The organism is Arenibacter lacus, from assembly GCF_008711145.1.
Classification (GTDB): Bacteria; Bacteroidota; Bacteroidia; order Flavobacteriales; family Flavobacteriaceae; genus Arenibacter; species Arenibacter amylolyticus.
This window is the reverse complement of sequence record NZ_VVIN01000017.1, coordinates 22,211-43,848: the sequence shown is the minus strand read 5'-3', so window position 1 is coordinate 43,848 and position 21,638 is coordinate 22,211. Positions and strand designations below refer to the sequence as shown.

The 21,638-nt window shown below is 38.0% G+C and carries 20 protein-coding genes; 13 read left to right on the top strand and 7 right to left on the bottom strand.

All coding sequences use genetic code 11. The features are described from left to right. The first annotated feature begins 5 nt into the window (after nt 1-5). The 9 genes from F1E73_RS07475 to F1E73_RS07435 all read left to right on the top strand — a co-directional run bounded on the left by F1E73_RS07475 (nt 6) and on the right by F1E73_RS07435 (nt 11,174). The gene (locus F1E73_RS07475; protein ID WP_150451553.1) at nt 6-3,386 is read left to right on the top strand and encodes a DUF4175 family protein; all 3,381 of its coding nucleotides are present in this window, start codon (nt 6-8) and stop codon (nt 3,384-3,386) included. Further along, a complete protein-coding gene (gene ybeY / locus F1E73_RS07470; protein ID WP_086475592.1) occupies nt 3,379-3,798 on the top strand; it encodes an rRNA maturation RNase YbeY in 420 nt (139 codons plus the stop codon). Before F1E73_RS07475 ends, ybeY begins: the two co-directional genes overlap by 8 nt. Nucleotides 3,799-3,803: 5 nt before the next feature. After that, a complete protein-coding gene (mnmG, locus tag F1E73_RS07465) occupies nt 3,804-5,672 on the top strand; it encodes a tRNA uridine-5-carboxymethylaminomethyl(34) synthesis enzyme MnmG (RefSeq protein WP_150451552.1) in 1,869 nt (622 codons plus the stop codon). 548 nt (nt 5,673-6,220) lie between these two features. Then, nucleotides 6,221-7,060 (top strand): class I SAM-dependent methyltransferase, encoded by an 840-nt coding sequence (locus tag F1E73_RS07460; RefSeq protein ID WP_086475594.1) that lies wholly within the window; start codon nt 6,221-6,223, stop codon nt 7,058-7,060. A gap of 278 nt (nt 7,061-7,338) precedes the next feature. Next, nucleotides 7,339-7,845: an OmpH family outer membrane protein gene (locus F1E73_RS07455; RefSeq protein ID WP_150451551.1), complete on the top strand. Its 507-nt coding sequence runs from the start codon at nt 7,339-7,341 to the stop codon at nt 7,843-7,845. A gap of 192 nt (nt 7,846-8,037) precedes the next feature. Beyond that, nucleotides 8,038-8,763: a TIGR04282 family arsenosugar biosynthesis glycosyltransferase gene (locus F1E73_RS07450; RefSeq protein WP_150451550.1), complete on the top strand. Its 726-nt coding sequence runs from the start codon at nt 8,038-8,040 to the stop codon at nt 8,761-8,763. Nucleotides 8,764-8,885: 122 nt separating this feature from the next. Next, entirely contained in the window at nt 8,886-9,221 is a 336-nt protein-coding gene (locus tag F1E73_RS07445; protein WP_086475596.1) for an arsenosugar biosynthesis-associated peroxidase-like protein, read from the top strand. A gap of 75 nt (nt 9,222-9,296) precedes the next feature. Continuing rightward, nucleotides 9,297-10,352: an arsenosugar biosynthesis radical SAM (seleno)protein ArsS gene (gene arsS / locus F1E73_RS07440; protein WP_150451549.1), complete on the top strand. Its 1,056-nt coding sequence runs from the start codon at nt 9,297-9,299 to the stop codon at nt 10,350-10,352. A 207-nt stretch (nt 10,353-10,559) separates the two neighbouring features. Beyond that, complete coding sequence (locus tag F1E73_RS07435) at nt 10,560-11,174, top strand: TetR/AcrR family transcriptional regulator (RefSeq protein WP_086475598.1); 615 nt, start codon at nt 10,560-10,562, stop codon at nt 11,172-11,174. Here F1E73_RS07435 and F1E73_RS07430 read toward each other — a convergent pair. From F1E73_RS07430 to F1E73_RS07420, 3 genes are read right to left on the bottom strand one after another with little or no spacing between them, the layout of a single operon-like run. After that, a complete protein-coding gene (locus tag F1E73_RS07430; protein ID WP_317132951.1) occupies nt 11,161-12,264 on the bottom strand; it encodes a glycosyltransferase family 9 protein in 1,104 nt (367 codons plus the stop codon). The two genes, F1E73_RS07435 and F1E73_RS07430, sit on opposite strands and share 14 nt — an antisense overlap. A gap of 31 nt (nt 12,265-12,295) precedes the next feature. Then, nucleotides 12,296-12,898, bottom strand: coding sequence for a DUF4254 domain-containing protein (locus F1E73_RS07425; RefSeq protein ID WP_086475599.1), 603 nt, complete (start codon nt 12,896-12,898; stop codon nt 12,296-12,298). A gap of 39 nt (nt 12,899-12,937) precedes the next feature. Further along, nucleotides 12,938-13,870: a DUF6427 family protein gene (locus tag F1E73_RS07420; RefSeq protein WP_086475600.1), complete on the bottom strand. Its 933-nt coding sequence runs from the start codon at nt 13,868-13,870 to the stop codon at nt 12,938-12,940. Between the two features lie 38 nt (nt 13,871-13,908). Here F1E73_RS07420 and F1E73_RS07415 point away from each other — a divergent pair, with 38 nt between their 5' ends. Further along, nucleotides 13,909-14,130 (top strand): DUF6341 family protein, encoded by a 222-nt coding sequence (locus F1E73_RS07415; protein WP_150451548.1) that lies wholly within the window; start codon nt 13,909-13,911, stop codon nt 14,128-14,130. A gap of 62 nt (nt 14,131-14,192) precedes the next feature. Here the strand turns inward: F1E73_RS07415 and F1E73_RS07410 are convergent, their stop codons facing one another. The 3 genes from F1E73_RS07410 to rnr form a co-directional block, all read right to left on the bottom strand. Then, nucleotides 14,193-14,858 carry a LysE family translocator gene (locus F1E73_RS07410; RefSeq protein ID WP_086475602.1) on the bottom strand — a complete coding sequence of 222 codons (666 nt, stop codon included), beginning with the start codon at nt 14,856-14,858 and terminating at the stop codon, nt 14,193-14,195. A 96-nt stretch (nt 14,859-14,954) separates the two neighbouring features. Continuing rightward, nucleotides 14,955-15,638 (bottom strand): head GIN domain-containing protein, encoded by a 684-nt coding sequence (locus tag F1E73_RS07405; protein WP_086475603.1) that lies wholly within the window; start codon nt 15,636-15,638, stop codon nt 14,955-14,957. Nucleotides 15,639-15,781: 143 nt separating this feature from the next. Further along, nucleotides 15,782-17,971: a ribonuclease R gene (gene rnr / locus F1E73_RS07400; protein ID WP_150451547.1), complete on the bottom strand. Its 2,190-nt coding sequence runs from the start codon at nt 17,969-17,971 to the stop codon at nt 15,782-15,784. A gap of 642 nt (nt 17,972-18,613) precedes the next feature. On the opposite strand from rnr, the gene F1E73_RS07395 reads away from it, so the two are divergent. Together F1E73_RS07395 and F1E73_RS07390 are read left to right on the top strand one after the other, a co-directional pair. Continuing rightward, entirely contained in the window at nt 18,614-19,048 is a 435-nt protein-coding gene (locus F1E73_RS07395; protein ID WP_086475605.1) for an RpiB/LacA/LacB family sugar-phosphate isomerase, read from the top strand. 101 nt (nt 19,049-19,149) lie between these two features. Then, nucleotides 19,150-19,590, top strand: coding sequence for a GNAT family N-acetyltransferase (locus F1E73_RS07390; RefSeq protein ID WP_150451546.1), 441 nt, complete (start codon nt 19,150-19,152; stop codon nt 19,588-19,590). Between the two features lie 82 nt (nt 19,591-19,672). On the opposite strand, the gene F1E73_RS07385 is transcribed toward F1E73_RS07390, so the two are convergent. Continuing rightward, nucleotides 19,673-20,062 (bottom strand): hypothetical protein, encoded by a 390-nt coding sequence (locus F1E73_RS07385; RefSeq protein WP_223883383.1) that lies wholly within the window; start codon nt 20,060-20,062, stop codon nt 19,673-19,675. A gap of 368 nt (nt 20,063-20,430) precedes the next feature. Here F1E73_RS07385 and F1E73_RS07380 point away from each other — a divergent pair, with 368 nt between their 5' ends. Next, entirely contained in the window at nt 20,431-21,627 is a 1,197-nt protein-coding gene (locus F1E73_RS07380; protein WP_150451545.1) for a C40 family peptidase, read from the top strand. Nucleotides 21,628-21,638 lie beyond the last annotated feature (11 nt).

Here is a 21,638-nt window from a genome sequence, read left to right as displayed (position 1 = left end):
ACACCTTGGACAATTACCACAAAATAATTAGCAAGCTCAATGCTTTTACCACAAAGTACTACACCAAAATGTTGCTTACAGGAACGCTCTTGTTTCTGGCATTGGGCCTAATGTTCTTTCTCTTTATTTTAGGTATCGAATACTTTTTATGGTTAAATTCTACCGGTAGGCTACTGCTATTTCTACTTTTTATAGGGATAGAATTGCTTCTTTTAATTCGGTTCATCATCATTCCCCTCACATATCTATTCCGAATAAAACGCGGCATTACGCATAAGGAAGCCTCCTTGATTATTGGTAAACATTTTAAGGGTATAGATGATCAACTTTACAATCTATTAGACCTTGCTGATAATAATACCAAGTCCGAATTACTATTGGCCAGTATAGACCAACGCTCTCAAAAACTATCCGTAATTCCCTTTATTAAAGCAGTTGACCTGAGTGACAGTACCAAGTACCTAAAATACACTCTAATTCCCATACTTTTATTAGGTCTTATTTGGCTATTTGGGGATTTGGTTTCGTTCATGGGATCTTATAAGCGCGTGGTTAATTATGATATGGCTTACACTCCGCCAGCACCCTTTCAATTTAAATTGCTTACCCCAAATCTAGTGGTTCTGGACGATGAACCATTTAGGATACAACTCACCACAGAAGGTAAAATAAAACCAGACGGTATAACTATGCTTGTAGAAAACAAGGAGTTTCTACTGCGGGAAGAGAAGGGGATATACCAATACGTATTTACACCTCCCTTAAATTCCCTTAGTTTTTATTTTTCCGCCAATGGCGTGCATTCCAAAAAATATAAGCTAAACGTAATTAATACCCCCACCATTCAAGAGGTAGGAATGCATTTAACCTTTCCGCCTCACACCAAAAGACCAAACAGTATCTTAAGAGGAACAGGAAATGCCAACATTCCAGAGGGTACGCAAATAGAATGGAAAATACGTGCCCAGCACACCGATGAAATCACTTTAAGCACAAAGGATACCATCTTGAATTTTATGCAACAAGACACTGTCTTCTCTTTAAACCAAAAAGTATTTAAAAATACGGAGTATATGCTTTCAGCTTCCAATTCATCCTTAAAAAATCACGAAGAAATAGGGTATTCAATAACCGTAATTAAAGATACCTCACCTACCATACGGGTGCAACAAGCGGTAGATTCCATAAATCCGACAATTTCCTATTTCCAAGGGGAGGCCACCGACGATTACGGCCTAAGTCAGATCCGGTTGGTATATTTTCCTGACTTGAACGAATCTGCCACCCAACGACTGCTGATTTCACAACCTAATCTTAACTACGAGACGTTCTATTACACCTTCCCATCCGGATTAGAGCTGGAGCCAGGCACTACATATAGCTATTATTTTGAAGCCTTAGATAACGATGCCATTAACGGATCCAAATCCACAAAGAGTAGGATATTCACCTCTAAAATCTTAAAGGAAAGTGACCTTTTGGACAAAGACATCCGGGAAAAAAAGCAAATTCTCACCAATATGGATCGTAGTATGGATCAATTTAAGCAGCAGCAACAATCCTTGGAAGAGCTAAAAAGAGATCAAAAGGAAAAGGAACGATTAAGTTTCAATGACCAAAATAATATTAAAGATTTTCTGAGAAAGCAGGAACAGCAGGAAAAGCTAATGCAGCGTTTTAGAAATGAGTTAAAGGATAACCTAGAACGGACCAAGGAGGAAGACAAGTTAAACAAATTACTGCAGGAGCGACTAGAACGACAGGAAATGGAGGCCAGAAAGAACGAAAAACTATTGGAGGAACTAAAGCGTCTTACCGATAAACTGAATAAGGAAGAATTTGCGAAGCGATTGGAGGAGTTGGGTAAAAATCAAAAAAACAGTCAGCGTAACCTAGAGCAATTATTGGAGCTAACCAAACGGTATTATGTAGAGCAAAAGATAAACCGCTTAGCAGAGAAATTAAAGGAATTGAGTAAGGATCAACTCAATCTTAGCAAAAGTGATTTGGAAAGCGCTACGGAAGAACAACAAATCCTCAATAAAAAGTTTCAGGACATCACCGAGGAATTGGAGGAATTAGAGAAAGACAATGAAAGTCTAAAGAAACCAATGTCCTTAAGCAGGGATGAAAAAAAGGAAGCTTCTATCAAAAATGACCAAACAGACGCTTTAAAGGAATTGCAAAAACAGCATAACCCCAAGGCTGGGGAGCAGCCCGCTAACTCACAAAAAGCATCCTCCAAGCAAAAGTCCGCTGGCGAAAAAATGAAACAACTGGGGGAACAATTACAGCAGGCCGCAGCAAGCTCTGGCCAATCTAGCATCATGGAAGATGCCCAGGTACTGCGCCAAATATTGGATAACTTACTACACTTTTCATTTAAGCAAGAGGAGCTTCACACCCAAATGATCGGTTTAGACCCCAACCCAAACCATATTAGCGGCACCTTAAAAAGGCAGCAGGAATTAAGGGAAATGTTCAACCATGTAGATGATAGTTTATTTACGCTATCCCTAAGGCAGGCCGATATCTCCGAATTGGTAAATGAACAGATTACCGATGTATATTATAATTTGGACAATGCCTTGGAAAGTTTCGCGGAAAATCAGTTTCATAAAGGCGCCTCGGACCAAAAGTATGTTCTTACGGCGACCAATGAATTGGCCGATTTACTAGCCAATATTTTGGAGAATCTACAACAGCAAATGCAAATGGGATCTGGAAGTGGCGGTGGCGCTGATTTTCAATTACCCGATATTATTATAGGACAGGAAGGATTGAAAGAAAAGATGGAGGGTCTTGGAAAGTCGGCCCAACAAGAAGGGGAAAATGGCGAAAAAGAAGGAAAGGGAAAAAACAAAGCTGGAGAAAATGGCGAGTCACAAAATGGGACCAATGGAGCGGACGGAGAAGGGGAAGGTAACGGCCAAAAAGAGGGCCAGTCCGGGAATCAGTTAAGTGAATCTCAACTACAGGAGATTTATGAGATCTACAAAGAGCAGCAAAAATTACGTGAACAGTTAGAGAATCAATTAAACTCCCTCCTCAAGGAAGAGGAGCGAAAATTAGGTGAAAAACTAATAAAACAAATGGAGGAATTTCAGGATCAGTTATTAGAAAACGGCATCACCGAAAAGACCTTGAGTCAGATAAACGCGCTGCATTATGAATTGCTAAAATTAAAAGATGCCAGTATGAAACAGGGGGAGCAAAAAGAACGAGAGGGTCGCGTAGGAGAAGATATTTTTCAAAGTCCCATATTAACCACCCCGGAGGTATTCAAGAAATCCGGAAACGATGTTCAGATTTTAAATAGACAAGCCCTACCTTTGCACCAAACATATAAGAACAAAGTAAAGGAATATTTTAAAAGAGATGATTGACTTTCACTATTTAACGGATTTTCAAATCACTGAAGAATCCGTGTACACCGATTGGATAAATAGGATAATTTCCTCTGAAGAGGGCATACTAGATCAGTTAGATTTCATCTTCTGTGATGATGCTTATCTTCTTAAAATAAATCAGGAATATTTGGATCACGATACCTTTACGGACATTATCACCTTTCCTTATGGGGAAGGAAAAACCATTGCGGGCGATATTTTCATCTCTGTGGAGCGCATTGAAGAAAACGCCCAGACATTTGAAGTAGCCTTTGATATTGAATTGCGCCGCGTAATGGCTCACGGCGTACTTCATATGTTAGGATTTGACGACAAAAACGACCAAGAAGAACGGTTGATGAGAGAAAAAGAAAATGAAAAACTAAAATTGTTCCACGTGGAACACTAGAAATTATGTTTGATAAAGAATACGATGTTATTGTAGTAGGAGGAGGTCACGCAGGGGCAGAGGCGGCCGCAGCAGCGGCAAACTTGGGATCTAAAACCCTTTTAGTTACCATGAGCCTACAGAATATTGCACAAATGTCTTGCAATCCGGCTATGGGCGGAATAGCAAAAGGACAGATTGTACGGGAAATAGATGCCCTTGGAGGATACAGTGGAATCATCACAGATAAGACTGCCATTCAATTTAAAATGCTCAATAAAAGTAAGGGACCAGCAATGTGGAGTCCGCGAGCCCAAAGCGACAGGATGCGTTTTGCAGAGGAATGGCGATTAGCATTAGAAAACACCCCCAATGTGGATTTCTACCAAGAAATGGTTTCCGGATTACTAATAAAAGGCAACAAAGTAGTAGGTGTAAAAACAACCATGGGCTTAGAAATTAAATCCAAATCCGTGGTACTTACCAACGGAACTTTCCTTAATGGACTAATCCATATCGGAGATAAACAAATGGGAGGGGGACGATCTGGAGAAAAGGCGTCTACTGGAATTACGGAGCAATTAGTATCCCTTGGTTTTATAAGCGGACGAATGAAAACTGGGACACCTCCACGGGTAGACGGTAGAACTTTGGATTATTCCGTAATGATTCCGCAACCCGGAGATCCTAATCCAGAGACTTTTTCTTATTTAGACACCCAACCTTTAACACACCAACGGGCCTGCCATATGTCGCACACCAGTGCATTGGTGCACGACTTGCTAAGGGAAGGTTTCGATAGATCCCCTATGTTCAATGGACGAATTAAAAGTATAGGACCGCGTTACTGTCCGTCTATAGAAGACAAAATAAACCGCTTTGCAGATAAAGACAGCCATCAAATATTTGTGGAGCCAGAAGGGTGGAATACCGTAGAAGTCTATGTAAATGGATTTTCTACTTCCCTACCGGAAGACGTACAATTTAAAGCTTTGCGTTCTGTAAAAGGATTTGAAAAAGTAAAATTCTTTAGACCAGGCTACGCAATAGAATATGATTATTTCCCACCTACACAGTTAAAACATACTTTAGAAACCAAATTGGTAGACAACCTTTATTTCGCTGGACAGATAAATGGCACCACCGGATATGAAGAAGCGGCTTCCCAAGGATTGATGGCTGGTATTAATGCCCATTTAAAAATAAACGAAAAAGACCCCTTTATCCTACAAAGAGATGAAGCTTATATTGGGGTATTAGTTGACGATTTAATCACCAAAGGAACGGAAGAGCCCTATAGAATGTTTACCTCTAGGGCAGAATACAGAACGCTCTTAAGACAGGACAATGCCGATTTAAGACTCACCCCAATGAGTTATAATATAGGGTTAGCCACCAAAGAAAGAATGGAGCGTATGGAACAAAAGGAAAAAGAATCTAATTCCTTTATCCAATTTTTTAAGGATACTAGCTATTCTCCTGAAGACGTAAATCCTATTCTAGAAGATTTAAATTCTTCCTTAGTAAAGCAACCGGATAAAATGTTCAAAGTATTCTCCAGACCAAAAGTAACCATGGAGCATATGCGACAATTAGAACCGGTTTCTAAATATATTGAAGAACACCAACTGGATAGGGAAGTATTAGAGCAGACGGAAATCCAGGTGAAATATGCCGGATATATCGCCAAGGAAAAAAACAATGCCGACAAACTTCAGCGTTTAGAAAATATTAAAATCCCAGAAAATTTCAATTACGACAATATTAAATCCTTGTCTTACGAAGCCAGAGAAAAATTAAAATCCATTAAACCCATAAGCATTTCACAAGCCTCTAGAATAAGCGGAGTATCACCCAGTGATATAAGTGTACTTTTGGTTTATATGGGTAGATAATAGACCCAAAAAAAGGAGAAAGGAAGATATCCTAACAGTCTTCATTAAAATAAAAAAGGGAATGTTCCACGTGGAACATTCCCTTTTTCTATAAAATTAATTTCGTCGATGTATCAGTAGCCATAGAGAATCCATAACAGTTGTTAACCTAAATAGTCTAAGCTATTAACTGAAAACACACTAATATAAATCGTAGATTAATTAACTAGCAACAAACAAAAATTCAATCAAATAAACAGTTAGGGTACCCTAATTCGATTCATTTGTTCAGATTAATTTAAGAATCGAATATCTCTTACTCCAACCAAACTCCAAAAAATCATGCTAAAAATTTAAGATAAGATACCACCGATAGCAAAGGACGGAAATGATATGGTACAAAAAATGGTCCGATATATAACCTGGTCACAATATTAAAAACTAATCAAAACTTACTGCCTACTAAAACCCCAATCATTTCCAACTCCCTTTTAATTGTACGCTATATTTGTCTTTTTTATACATCCCATATACAGTATCTTCGTCCCAATTAAACCCCATTTAGGAAAATGACCCAGGAGGATATTTATTTAAAATGTAAAGACCATTCCGTAAGTGGAGAAAAATTTAGCTTGCTATACAATGCTAAATACGATATGCTGGTCACTAAACCACAACCCGAAAATTTAGCATCCTATTACCAAAGCGAGGAATATATTTCACATACCGATTCCAAAAAAACACTATTAGATAAAATCTATCAGGCCGTAAAAGTCGTTAATATACGCTCTAAAATTTCCCTGTTAAAACAATATTCAAAACCAGGATCCTCTCTTTTGGATGTGGGCGCTGGCACTGGGGATTTTTTATTGGCTGCTAAAAATAACGGTTTTGAAACACTAGGAGTAGAGCCCAATAAAACAGCTCGGACAAACGCAGCACAAAAAGGTATTCGCTTAGAAAAAGAATTAGAGGCTATTTCTGATTCCAAATTTGACACCATTAGCTTATGGCATGTTTTGGAACATTTACCAGAACTAGAGGAACAAATAAAAATACTCATTAAACTCCTTAGCGAAAAGGGTACCTTCATCATTGCAGTACCCAACTATAAATCCTACGATGCATCCTATTACAAAAATTATTGGGCAGCCTATGATGTACCAAGACACCTATGGCATTTTTCAAAAACAAGTATCGAGAAGCTTTTTGAACCACATGGGTATAAAGTTGTAAAAACCAAACCCATGCTTTTTGACGCCTTCTATGTTTCCCTTTTATCCGAAAAATACAAGACCAAAAAATCTTCCTTTATAAAAGCTATTTTTATAGGATTAAAATCAAATTTCCTAGGATGGCGAACCAAAGAGTATTCTTCCCATATTTATGTGCTAAAAAAAGACAAATAAGCTATTTAAAGCTATTACAGGCTGTTTTATACAAGTATCCAACCTCTTATATACCAATTTATTTAAATCTTCTTAAATCAAATTTAAATAGGGTTATTTTAATAGGTAATAACTATCTTAAATTAAAAGATCATTGATTATCTTTATATTTAAAATAAGATGCTTTTGAAGATACACCTTTATCAAATAAAATTAAATATCAAAATGGGAATCGATTTAATATTTGACAAATAATAAAAAACCTTTTCTATTTTTACATGAAATATAAAAACTGGAATATGAAAAAATTAGTATTGGCAGTAGTCTTTCTAACTGTACTTTCTTGCCAACAGGAAAAAATAGCTTTTGTAGATAACGTAAAATTGATGAACGCCTATCAAGAAAAAACAGATATTGAAAATAGGTTTAAAACACGTTCCGATAAATTTAATAAAAAGAGAGATAGTATCTCCCAAGCTTTTCAAATAGAGGCACAAGCTTTTCAGACCAAGGCACAAAAACTATCCCAGCAAAAAGCACAAGAAGAATACAGTGCCCTGCAACAACGAAGTCAGTTTATTGGTCAGCAATTACAACAAGAAGAACAAGAACTACAAATGAAAGGCCAGACAGAAATGGACAGCCTGGTATCCAAGGTAAAAAAAGAAATAAAAGCCTATGGGGAATCTAATGGGTATGCCTACATCCTCAGTGGAGGGGATGGGGGAGCCGTGCTTTACGGAAAGGACGCTCATGATGTTACCGATGATATTGTAAAAATCTTGAATGATAAGTACGCACAATAGAAGCAAGTAACCATAAATTTAAAAAGCCTTGAAATTAGTTTTTCAAGGCTTTTTAAATTTATAACAACCTGATACTAAGAAAACATATTAATTAAATCCCTTATATACTGTAATGCAGTGCTCCACCGCCCGACCAACCTATTATGGGTATTTATTGTATGTTTACCTACCAATGTTATAAATTAAAAGATAATGCAACAAAAAACCGCCATTCTGGTTTTTGCAAATTCTGCCAAGGAGGAAATAAAACATAAGCCCGTCCCTGGGGGCGAAGCATTGTTCACAGGTTTAAACGAACATACCCTCCGCCAGGTAAAACAAACCAATTTACCTTACTTTCATATTACGGAAAAAGAACAGGAAGGAACCAATTTTGGAGAGCGATTTTTAAACGCCATTAAACAAGTAATGGCCAATGGATATCAACAGCTGATTACCATAGGAAACGATACGCCACAATTAACCACTTCCCTTATATTAAAAGCCCAGTCTTCTTTAAATACCAAGGAAATGGTGTTGGGCCCGTCCCATGACGGAGGTTTTTATCTAATGGGATTTAATACTGCTTTAATAAATAGTTTAGATCCGCATCAATTTAAAAAGCTACCCTGGCAAACCGCCCAATTAGCAACCTGCTTTTATCAATTACTTGGACTAAACAAACAGCAAACCACAGTATTACCCACCTTGTTGGATTTGGACCGTCTAAGGGATTTTCAAATTATCACACAACAACCTACCAACCTACCACCTAGATTAAAATCGATTTTACAATCCATATTTGGGCTAAAGCAGCAGCTTAGCTATGGTTCAACCAGTTTACCTATTAAATACTTAACCGATACCTTCTACAACAAAGGATCGCCCAAATCCATGCACCATAGTGCTTACTGCAAGCAATTTTCCTTAGGAACATAAATAGCGTTATCCTAGGGGTAAAAAATCTAAAATTTTATCTAAACCAAAATCGAGCGTAACTTTCAAGGGAATTGTCCTTTGGATTTACCCTCACTAATCACTATTTAAAAAAATAAATTACCATGTCAGATTCATATTACGATCCAGCAGACTTACGAAAGTTTGGAAAAATTAGCGAATGGAGTGAAGAACTAGGAACCAAATTCTTTGATTACTATGGAAAGGTATTTGAAGAGGGTGCTTTGAGTGCCAGGGAAAAATCCTTGATTGCCCTTGCCGTATCCCATGTGGTAAAATGTCCTTATTGTATAGATGCCTATACCAAGGATGGTTTGGAGAAAGGAATAACCAAGGAAGAAATGATGGAGGCCGTTCATGTAGGTGCAGCCATAGAAGGAGGGGCAACCCTAGTTCACGGGGTACAAATGATGAAAAAATACAACAAATTGAGTATGTAATATACCCCCTTCCAAGCTATTAAAGAATGCCACATACTTTAATAGCCTGGCAAGGGAGTATTTGAAACAATCACGATGGTAACAAAATCATTAAAAGCAAGACAGGACGAGCTTGCAATGGGAAATAAACAATTGGAGATTCTCAATGGTGGTCTCTTTAAGGAAGGGGAAATCCCCTATTTTAAAGATAAACTGGCTCAAATAGACAAGCTTCCTTTGCGTCCCAAAAAATTGGAAATCCTTCAGATCAACGTTGGCTATATGTGCAACCAAGTTTGCGAGCACTGCCATGTGGATGCAGGTCCGGACCGTAAGGAAATTATGACCAAAGAAACCATGCAAGCCTGTTTAGAGGTCATAAAAAACACAGGAGCCCATACCTTAGACCTCACAGGAGGAGCACCTGAAATGAATCCAAATTTTAGATGGTTTGTGGAAGAGGCCTCCAATTTAGGGGTGAAGGACTTCATTGTCCGGTCTAACCTAACCATTATCCGTGCAAACAAAAAGTACCACGATCTCCCTCAATTCTTTAAGAAACACAATGTTCACGTGATTTCTTCCATGCCACATTATACCAGGGGTAAAACAGATAAGCAAAGAGGGGATGGGGTTTTTGATAAATCTATACAGGCATTGAAAGATTTGAATGCTGTAGGGTACGGAATGCCCAACAGTCCGCTTAGGCTCGATTTAGTGTATAATCCCTCCGGAGCATTTTTGCCCGGAGATCAAAAAGCTATGGAGCGCGACTTTAAAAAGGCGTTGAAGGCCGATTTTGATATAGAATTCCACCAATTATTCGCCATCACCAATCTTCCTATAGCTCGTTTCTTAGACTATTTAATCGCCTCTGGAAACTATGAGGATTATATGTATTCCCTAGTGGAAGCCTATAACCCTGCCGCTGTTGAAAATGTAATGTGTACCAATACTATTTCGGTAAGCTGGGATGGTTGGTTGTACGATTGTGATTTTAATCAGATGTTGGGTTTAAAGGTTGCCAGTAAGGTGCAACACATTAAAGAGTATAATGAGACACTCCTTCAGAATAGGAATATTATTATTTCACAACATTGCTACGGCTGTACCGCAGGTGCAGGAAGTAGTTGTCAAGGTAGCGTTATATAAGACCGTTTACCGATAGTTTAAATACATACCACCACATTATAGCCCTTACAGACTTACCGGTCTCTAAGGGCTTTATAATTGGCTCTATTAAGGCAATTAGTGCATTTCATCGAATTTAAATCCACTTTTAACATTCTAAAGTAAATAATTGGATCAATCTGGAGTTAGGGTAACAGACTTATTGGTCTGTAACCATAATACCGAACCATGAAACATCAGATAAAAAAACTTGCCACCATGAACAGCATCCAGACCACAGGCTTGGAACTGTTCTATCAGAATGGGTACTACAACACCAGTATAGACGATATCCTTAAAAAATTATCCTTGTCCAAAGGAGCGTTTTACTACCATTTTCAATCCAAGGAAGAATTTTTTATCACCATAGCCCAGACCAACCTCTTTAGAAAGGTTTACCATCAATTAATAGCGCCCTTAGAGGGAAAGGAAGATCCCTTGAATACCATCCTTAACTGCTTGGAAAATGATCTGAAGAGAGCCGAAGAAAATTTCTTGGATTACGGGTTTGTTCTAGGAAATTTTATTAATGAATTCAATGGGAAAAATCCGGAAATAATGAGCTATCTCCTAGATATCGTAACCGTATGGAAGGTAAACCTAGTGACGCTTTTGCAAAAGGGAAAAACAGATGGATACATTAGCAGACATGTAGATAGTGAGGGCCTGGCCACTTATTTAGTTTCTTCTTATATGGGAATCCGCACCTTAATGGTAGAAGGAAACAGTAAACAACTTAGATATCAATACATCCAACAGTTACGTCAATATTTTAAGACCATGGACCAACCTACCTCGGTATAGACGGTTGGTTTTCTAAAATTTCAAAGGCTTTTTTTAGGATGGAACTAGGGGCAATGGTTTTCATGGCATTCTCATAGCCCGGTGGGAACTTATTTCCATAAACAGAAGTTGGGATAAGGGGGAATTGTTCCCTATCTGCCACTATGGTATTCCCTTTTTGTGCAAATGGATAAAATCCGGCATAGGGATGGGTTACCCCCCAAATGGTAAGGGTAGGTACCCCAAACATGGCGGCCAAATGTGCATTGCCACTATCCATGGCAATCATAAGATGTAGATTGGAAATAAGGCTTAATTCTTCCTTAAAAGGAATCTTTCCTACCATATTAATACAATTCCTATACTTAGATTCCCAGCTTTCCAAGGCCAACTTTTCCTTCTCACCACCCCCAAAAAGTAGTATTTGGTAATTATCTGTCTCGTTTAATCCAGCTACCACCTCTTCCATAAGTTCCAAGGGATACATTTTCCCCTCAAATGCAGCAAAGGGTGCAATACCAATCCATGGTTTATCAACACCCTTCAATACTTTTTGCGTGTCTAACGCTATGGTTCTTCTAGAAAGTAAACTAAGATTTTCCAATGACAAGGGAAATCCGAGGGCCTCAAAAACATCGGCATAGCGCTGATGCGTTGTTTTTAAGGGAAGAAATTTTTTCTTTTTTAGGGAGGTAAGGGCTTTTTTCTCGGCCCTTCCCTTATCTATCTGTACAAAAGGGGTAGATCCCAAGCCAAAATAGGCCTTTAGGACGTTACTACGCAACACATTGTGCAAATCTGCTACTAGGTCTATATCCAAGTCTTTTAACTCCTTATAGAGCTTCCAAAGACCTAAAACACCCTTGTGTTTTCCCTTTACATCGGCTTCCTTTACTACCAGCCTAGGGAGACCTTCAAAAAGAGGTCTTAAAAATCCTTTTGTTAATACGGTGATGCGGACGTAGGGATGTTGTTGGAGTAGGGCGGAAAGGACCGGTACGGTCATGGCCACATCGCCCATGGCAGATAGCCTAATCACCAATAGGTGTACATCGTGCTGATCCTTTCCGTTACCTAAATTCACTTCTCCGTTTCCGATTTCCGTTTCCATAAGAATTTCTTATAGGGAACTAGGCAGGGCCTTAGTTCTTTTTGCGTAGTACCGGATTTAATTCGTCATCATTGTACATTTTCATCTGCTTGTACACCTTCATATATTTGTTCCCGGCTTCAATATCGGCCAACAGCTGGTCAATGGCAGTAGATAGATCCTTTCGCTGTTCTAATAAAATATTGAGTTTAGCCTGACATTTTTCTATATGCTCCGCGGAAGCGTCGGTCCTGTTCACCTCTTCCTGCATATGGTATATTTTTAGTGCCAAAATAGAGAGTCTATCTATGGCCCAAGCCGGACTTTCTGTATTTATAGTAGCGTCTTCCTTTATGGATACCGCTTCATATTTCTTTAAAAAATAACTATCTATATACTCCACCAAGTCTGTACGGTCCTGGTTACTGGCATCAATTTTCCTTTTCAGTTTCAAGGCTGCCACCGGATCAATTTGGGGATCCCTTATGATATCTTCATAATGCCATTGTACGGTATCTATCCAGTTTTTCCTATATAAGAGATGCGCAATATCGTCCTTGGGATAGGGGTTGGAAAAATCTTGGTCTACCCGGTCCTCCACATGATACTTTTCAATGCTTTCATTAAATATTTTAAAGGCAAAATCACTAAACATGGTATTCTATTTTAAGGACAAATATACCTTTAATTTTACTTAAAAGATGCGTGCCAACAGAACAATAAAAGGAAGAATGATGGTGGTAATAAGTACCAATTCCCTTATTCTTTCCTTTTTAATGGTCTCTACATAGGTAGTCATAAAAATTACCGCAGGAAAAAATGTAATTATTATAGGGTAATTATCGGAAGAAGATTTAAAGAAAGTGATTAGCAGGCCAACCAGAAATATGTAGAGTACCAATCGCATTCTCATTAACCACCCCAATCCTACCTTACCTAACCTCATATATCCCATAAAACCACTTAACAATATCACCAACACATAGAGAAGAAAGAAGGCCACTGTTTCATAATCCCCAAAATAAGAAGCATTAAAGGACACCTGAAATTTATAGTGATCTAAAAGATAATCGGGGTTTCCCAAGACCACCAATACGGCCATACCAATAAGCAGCATAGCAATGATAGCTACAAAAGGGATAAGCCAATTTCGTATATTTTTGGAATGATAGAGATTTATGGCCACAAAAACCAGTATGAGATAGAGTAGGGCCCAATCGTAGAAAAGACTAGCGATCAAAATCCACATACTAGCATCAAAAATCTTGTGTTTTACATTTCTATAAGAGCGTAGACTCAAGATTCTACGTACTGCCAATAAAATAAAAAAACTGCAGAAAATAGCATTAACATCTAACAGCACACTTGGAAAAAACACTATTAAGAGGGTATAAAACAACATCCCCATGGAATTGGATCCGGTAATCTTATTCTTGTTTGCTATAAAATTTACGAGGAATAAACTAAACAAAATGCACCCCAGTATTACCGACTGTCCCGCTAGTTGTTCTAAGTTATAGGTCCTTTGGAACATGATTAAATGCACAAACCAATAGAAACCAAAAAGAAACCCTATAAGCAGTATGTAATTAATTGGCTTTGTTTTCCCAAAAATGCTTGAAATCATTCCAGTTTTTTATATTTTTGTAGGTAAATATAATTAAGATGAATACATTATTTCGCGGTATTGAGGATTTATTTGTAAACGTGCTTTTTGCACCGCTTGACGCCTTACGTGCCATGGAAAATTGGTGGGCAGCCAATACGTTGAACTGGATTTTTATGATAATCTGTTTTGCCGCCTTCGTTTATTGGATGATGGAATTAAAAAAATATAACGATAGGGGAGAAGAAAACAAGGATATTACGGCACACGACTACCTTTAAAATATCGCTAAAAAACCAAACCTCAAGGAATTAAAAAAAAGATTGCAATTGCAATCTTTTTTTTATTCCCTTATAAGTTCTATTCCCTGTTCTATATTTAGTTTGTCTTTGGGTAGAAAGCCTTTAACGATAAGGACCAGTCCACAAAGAATTAGGATAATACCCAGCGCTTTTTTCACCAAATAAATTCTTCTTTTAGTCAGTTTTCTTCTCAATTGCTTGGCCAGAAGGATCTTAAATATATCCGTAACGAATAAGGCTCCTATCATGGCCCCGAAAAAAGTCCAGATTCTTTTAGGTTCATTGTCCAAACTAGGGCCCACCACAATTATAATCCCCAACCAAAATACCAAAACACCGATATTGATGAAATTCAATAAAAAACCTTTAACAAAGAGACTTAAATAATCTCCTTTGGTCACCCTAATTTTTTCTGGGGTGTGTTTGGCTTCCTTCTTTAAGACATTGGTAAGTCCGTAAACCAATAAAATAACGCCTCCAAATACATATAGCCCGGGTTGATTGCTTAAATTTTCCAACAATTGAAAACTACTGAAATAGGCGACGATTATAAAAATAATATCGGCTATTATAACCCCTAAATCAAAACAGAGCGCAGCCCTAAATCCTTTAATAGCACTGGTTTCCAATAGTACAAAAAAAACAGGGCCTATCATAAAGCTTAATAAGAAGCCTAATGGTATTGCCGCCTGTATATCTTCAATCATAGTATATAATTAACAACCTGGGAAATAGTACCCCGGTAATAGGGTTTAGTAGTTCACTTTAATTTTATTATGCTGGTAAGCTTTCTTCCGGATCCGTTACATTCGGATGATTTTCCCTCCAAATATCGTTGTTTTATCCATTTTTTTAGGGTTTCCATACACCAATACTTCACCACCTGCCTTTACGTTGGCGTCTACATGATCCGTTGCATGTATGACTGCCCTGGATCCGGCATTTACACTTACGGTACTTACTTTGGTTTTACAGTCTTTCCCATTGTAACTCCCCCCGGTATTAATATAGATCTCTTGGGTATGAGCACTGCCACTGGTGGTAATTTTACCGCCCATTATACTCTTTACATGCAACATTTCTACCGCTGTATGAATCACTAGCTCCCCTCCCTCTTGGGCCTTGAGGGTAAGCACCGCCTGTGCTATAGATTCATTGGAGGTAATCTTTGCATCCTCATTGGTATCTATCACCATTATCTGATCGGTATAATACAAATCCACAAAGGTTCTATACCCACTAAACAGTTTAGTTATATTCATACGGATCTTAAGAACCCCGTCTTTGTTTACAAAAGCAACGTCCTTAGTATTTGCTCCGGTAACCACGGCCCGGTTCACATCAGATTTAATAAGGTTTACAGACAGCCCATCATAAGCCTTTACCTCCTGAAAAGGCTTTAGCTCCTGTATAAATTTTTCGTTCTGCGCCTTAACCGATAGTACTCCGATTAATAGGCACAGCAGTATGGAAATTTTTTGTTTCATTCGCTTAAAGTTATCGTTCTTAGGACTTGGGAATTCCAAGTAATTACTCCAAATGGCAAAACTTAAATCCTCCTTTTCTTAGGCTTACCTTACTGGACAGCTTAAAAAGGAGGTTAAAACAAACTATTTCTTAACACCACTATTTAGGCTTTCTTGCCCAAGAGGGAGAAATCTAAATGACGTTTCACCAGGTCGGTACTTTTTACCATAACCACTACTTCGTCTCCTAATTGATACGTTTTGTTGGTTTTTTGACCCACAATTGCGTAGTCTTTCTCGTCAAATGTATAATAATCGTCCTTAATATCCCTAATACGGACCATCCCTTCACATTTATTTTCAATAATCTCTACATATAGCCCCCATTCGGTGACCCCAGAAATTACTCCTACAAACTCACGATCCTTATGGTCTTCCATAAATTTAATCTGCATGTATTTTATAGAATCCCTTTCTGCATTGGCCGCCAAAGACTCCATATTGGAGGAGTGCTTACACTTTTCCTCGTAAACATCTGCCTTTGCAGAGGCGCCCTTATCCAAATAGTGCTGTAATAATCTGTGCACCATTACATCCGGGTACCGTCTAATGGGAGAGGTAAAATGGGTATAGTAATCAAATGCCAAACCGTAGTGCCCAATATTATCTACCGTATAAATGGCCTTGCTCATACTTCGGATGGCCAAGGTATCTACCAGGTTCTGCTCTTTTTTTCCCTTTACATCTTCTAAAAGCTGATTTAGGGAATTGCTAATGGACTTTTTATCCTTAAAGTTTAGTTTGTGTCCAAAACGGGAAATAATACCATTTAAGGCCATTAATTTTTCTTCATCCGGTTCGGCGTGTACACGATATACAAAAGTTTTTTCTGGCTTTTGCTTTCCTATAAATTGGGCTACCCTTCTATTGGCCAGCAGCATAAATTCTTCAATCAATTTATTGGCATCCTTGGACTCTTTAAAATAGACGCCTTGTGGCTCGTTATTCTCATCCAGGTTAAAGCGTACTTCTACCTTATCAAAGGAAATAGCGCCTTCCCTCATCCTTTCAGATCGCATTATTTTAGCCAATCTGTCCATGGTTAGGGTAGCATTAACGATCTCCTCATCTACCTGATAAGCCTTATCCCTAATGGATACCTCCTTACTGATATTTCCTTTCTTGGTTTCTATAATATGCTGTGCTTCCTCATAGGAAAATCGTTCGTTAGATTCCGTTACGGTACGTCCAAACCATTCCTTTTTGATGCGCGCCTTATCATCCAACTCAAACACTGCAGAAAAAGTATACTTTTCCTCGTTGGGCCTTAGGGAACAAGCATTGTTAGACAATACTTCGGGTAACATGGGAACCACCCTATCTACTAAATATACGGACGTAGCCCTGTTATAGGCCTCCTCATCCAGAATAGTATCTGGCGTTAGGTAGTGGGACACATCGGCAATATGGATCCCAATTTCATAATTTCCATTTTCTAGAACGGTAAAGGAAAGTGCGTCATCAAAATCCTTGGCATCCTTTGGATCTATTGTAAAAGTAAGGCTATTACGCATATCCCTTCTTTTCTCAATTTCCTCCTGTTTTATGGACGTGTCCAAGGTATTGGCAAACATTTCTACCTCTGCCGGAAACTCGTGCGGCAGGCCATACTCCGCCAAAATGGAATGAATTTCCGTATCGTGCTCTCCCGGCTTACCCAACACCTGCACAATCTTCCCAAAGGGAGAATCGGCATTGTCTGGCCATTCCTTTAATTCTACAATTACCTTATCCCCATCCTGGGCGGTGGATAATTTATCCTTAGGGATAAAAATATCTGTATACATTCTATAATCTGTGGGACGCACAAAGGCAAAATCTTTTTGCATATCCACAATTCCCACAAAATTATCTTTAAAACGGGACACCACTTTTGTAATCTCCCCTTCTAGCTTTTTTCCCTTTCTTTTAGGAAAAATATATACCTCTACTTCATCTTTGTGGAAGGCTTTTTTAAGCTTATTGAAGGGTACAAAAACATCGTCTTCCATTCCCTCTACCACAATATACGCATTCCCTCTTCCGGTAATATCCACTCTTCCAGTATGGTACGTTTTGGTACTAGCAATGGCCTTATAATTGCCCCTGCCCTCTTCCAAAATTCTTTTCTTCTCTTTTAATTCGGTCAATCGCTTTATAAGCAGATTTCTAGCGTTGGCATCTGTAATACCAATCTTAGCAGCTATTTGTTTATAGTTAAAGGTTTTCTTTGGTTCCTTTTCTAGAACCGTAAATATCCCTTTAGTTATTTCGTTTTTTAAATGATTCTTGCTCTTTTTTTTCTTCTTTGACATTAAGCGTTTAATTTTTGGAAAATTACGAATTTATATCCATTGTCTTTCTATTCTCTTTTAGAAGTTAATCTTTGTTGTTATCAACATATACTATATATACATCTTTCTTTTTTCTAAAATTTTAAAAAAAAATGATTGTTATTATAGTCTGTTGATAGGGGGAATAATTTTATGCTTTTATACTTGCTTTGAGTAGCATTGGAAGTTTATTGACAACTTATTGACTAGTAATTACAATAATTATCAAGGGATTGACAAGGTTATCAACAGTTATTGATAACTCCTTTGAACATAAAATTAGTGATAAGTAAAATTAATTTTACTGTTAATTACTTCGGATATGTGTTTAATATCTTTTGATGAAATTTGAAAAGTAAATTATTAATCTTCCCGAAACTTTTGTAAGGCAACTTTAAAACGGATAATAAAAATTTAATAGTAAGATTTTGTCGGCTGTTTATCAACAATTAACAAGTATTACTAAACCGTTAAATAACAACTGATTCCGTTTTTTTAGAAAATTATGTTGTTAATAAGGTGTAATATGTGGTGAAACCACTGGTATTTGTACATTTGTACTCTTCAATATAGTTGAAAATGAACGTTTTTATAATACTATAATCATAACCTAACTTTAAAAAAATGAAAATAGCCGTTGGAAATGATCACGCGGGAACCGAATATAAACTAGCTATTGTTGGCTACTTAAGATCCCTAGGTGTAGAAGTTGTTAATTATGGTACGGATGGGATAGAAAGTGTGGACTATGCAGATTTTATTCATCCTGTAGCTAGTGATGTTGATAAGGGCAAGGTTGATTTAGGAATAATAATCTGCGGTAGCGGGAACGGCGCTGCAATGACGGCCAATAAATATGAAAATATTAGGGCTGCCCTATGTTGGACAACCGAAATAGTAAAATTAGCTAGGGAACATAACAATGCCAATATTCTTAGCTTACCAGCAAGATATATTTCCTTGCCTCAAGCCTTAGATATGGTAAAAACATTCCTAGATACCTCCTTTGAGGGGGGGCGCCATGAAGACCGAATAAAAAAAATACCCCATTGTATATAAAAAACGGTTGGTTATTGGAATCATAGGGTCCCATTCTTTAAATAATACCAACTCCAAGCAGGATCAAACCGTAGATTGTAGACTAAGATTCCTTTATATATATGATTATCCAAATAAAAACTTTTAACCAATTAGAAACACAGGAATTATATGAGGTGTTGCAATTGCGATCCGAAATTTTTGTGGTGGAACAGGATTGTGTGTATCAGGATATAGATGGGAAGGATGAAGAGGCTACTCATTTAATGGGTAGAAAGAAAGATAAACTAGTGGGCTACACCCGAATTTTTGGTCCAGGACAATTATTTGAGGAAGCTAGTATTGGGAGGGTTATGGTGAAAAAAGGAGAACGTACGCACGGATATGGCAAGGAAATTATGGAGGCTTCCATAGAATTTATACGGAATAGTTTTGGGGATGTTCCCATTCGCATTTCTGCACAGACGTATTTGCTTCAATTCTATACCTCACTAGGCTTTGTAGCTCAGGGATCCGAATATTTGGAAGATGGTATTCCGCATATAGGGATGATAAGGAGATAAAGGATTATAATAACACCTATATTATAAACAGAAAAACACCATATTAGCGGTGTTTTTTTTGTTTACAATATTATGAATCGGTTTAAATTCTGATAGGTGTTTTATCGGTTAGATTGATGTCTTCCAACATATTATCCGTGAATTTGTAATGCCCTTTTGTAGTGATGATTTTAAATCTATTGGATCTCATCCGGCTTAAGGTATCCAAGAAAAGCCATTTCGATTTAAGCATTAAGGGTCTTTCAGATTTCAAACTGATTTCAAAATAATATTTCCTTCCATTTTTTAAAGCCACTATATTGGGGGTAATTTTAGTATCGCTACCTTTTTTTAGAAAGGATTTTGGGCGATCATACCCTTCAATATCCGCTTTAATATTTTCAAATCCATGTGCTTCGAGATGGCTAACTGATTTTTTTATGAAGGCCTCATTTTCAGAATTTTGCATCTCGGAATTTTCAATCTTTGTCATAACGGAAAAATAATAATAAATCTTGTATATTACAAAATTTGAGGGTTCTTCTATAGGGAATTAGTACATTTTTAACAAAATTCACCTCATGTTGTTAAATTAAAGGCGCTGGTATAGTGTAGCCCAACTTTTTTGCTACTACCCTATACAAACAGTTTACATAAATAGGTTTTCCATTTAATCTTTTGGACGTATAATTTTTGGTCATCCTGGAGGATAGACCCCCTTGGGAGCAATTCTTTTTAATGAATAAATTTTTATAGATTTAGAGGTTTAATTTAAATGATATAAAAATTGGGGACGGTCCTTAAGTAAAACTAAGTAAGCTACTTGTTTTTTTATAGGGTCCCTATCTTAAAAAAAACATTATGCAACGGTATTGGAATGGATTTTTAGTTGTAATGGGGATGGTATTGGTAACTTCTTGTCTAAGTGGTAACAAGGAGGAAAACGCCGATCTAAAACATATAGTAGAGGAAATTAGACAGGAATATGCTCCGGATAAACGAGTAGCACTTTTAGAGGTAGAACTGTTGGCTACCGGCGGTAAAACGGTGCTTAGGGGCCAGAGCAACCTACCCGATGCCATCAGTGCCCTTAAGGAAAGGTTGAATGAAAAAAATATAGCTTATACGGATAGTATAGCGTTGCTGCCTGCTGCCAACTTGGAAGGGAAAATTCATGGTCTTGTACAAATATCTGTGGCCAATTTACGCGGAAAGCCTTCCCATTCGTCCGAATTGGTTACCCAGGCGATATTGGGAACCCCTGTGAAAATTCTTAAGGAAAAAAATAACTGGTATCTCATACAAACCCCAGATCGCTATTTATCCTGGGTAGACGCGGGAGGAATTACACGCTTGGAGGAAGCCGATTTCCTAACATGGAAAAGTACGGACAAGGTGATCTTTACCAATACCATGGGGCAGGCTTTCGCCGCTCCAGATAAAAACGCTGCTGTGGTCTCGGATATGGTGGCCGGAGGAATTTTGGAATGGTTGGGCGAGGAAAAAAACTTTAATAAGGTGCGTTTTCCAGATGGGAGAACAGCTTACATCCTTAAAAGCGAGTCCCAGGATTACGAAGCTTGGTTAGCAGCCTTAGACCCCTCTCAGGAATCCTTGGTACATACTTCCAAAACCCTCATGGGGGTACCCTACCTTTGGGGTGGAACCAGTACTAAAGGAGTGGATTGTAGCGGGTTTACCAAAACCATATATTTTCTAAACGGTATTGTATTGCCTAGGGATGCTTCCCAGCAGATACATACGGGTAAGAAGGTAGACGAAGAGAAAAACTTTGACGAGCTGCTACCAGGGGATCTGTTGTTTTTTGGAACACCCGCCACCGAAACTTCAAAAGAACGGGTGGTTCATGTGGGGATGTGGATTGGGAATAACGAGTTTATACATTCTGCTGGAAGGGTACATATTAGCAGTGTAGATAAAACGGCGGATAATTTTGATGAATATAACCTCAACCGTTATTTACGCGCTAACAGATATCTTAAAGAGCCCACTGATGGCTTAATAGAATTGACTAAAACGCCCCTTTTTAAGGATTAAAGGAGTAGCGA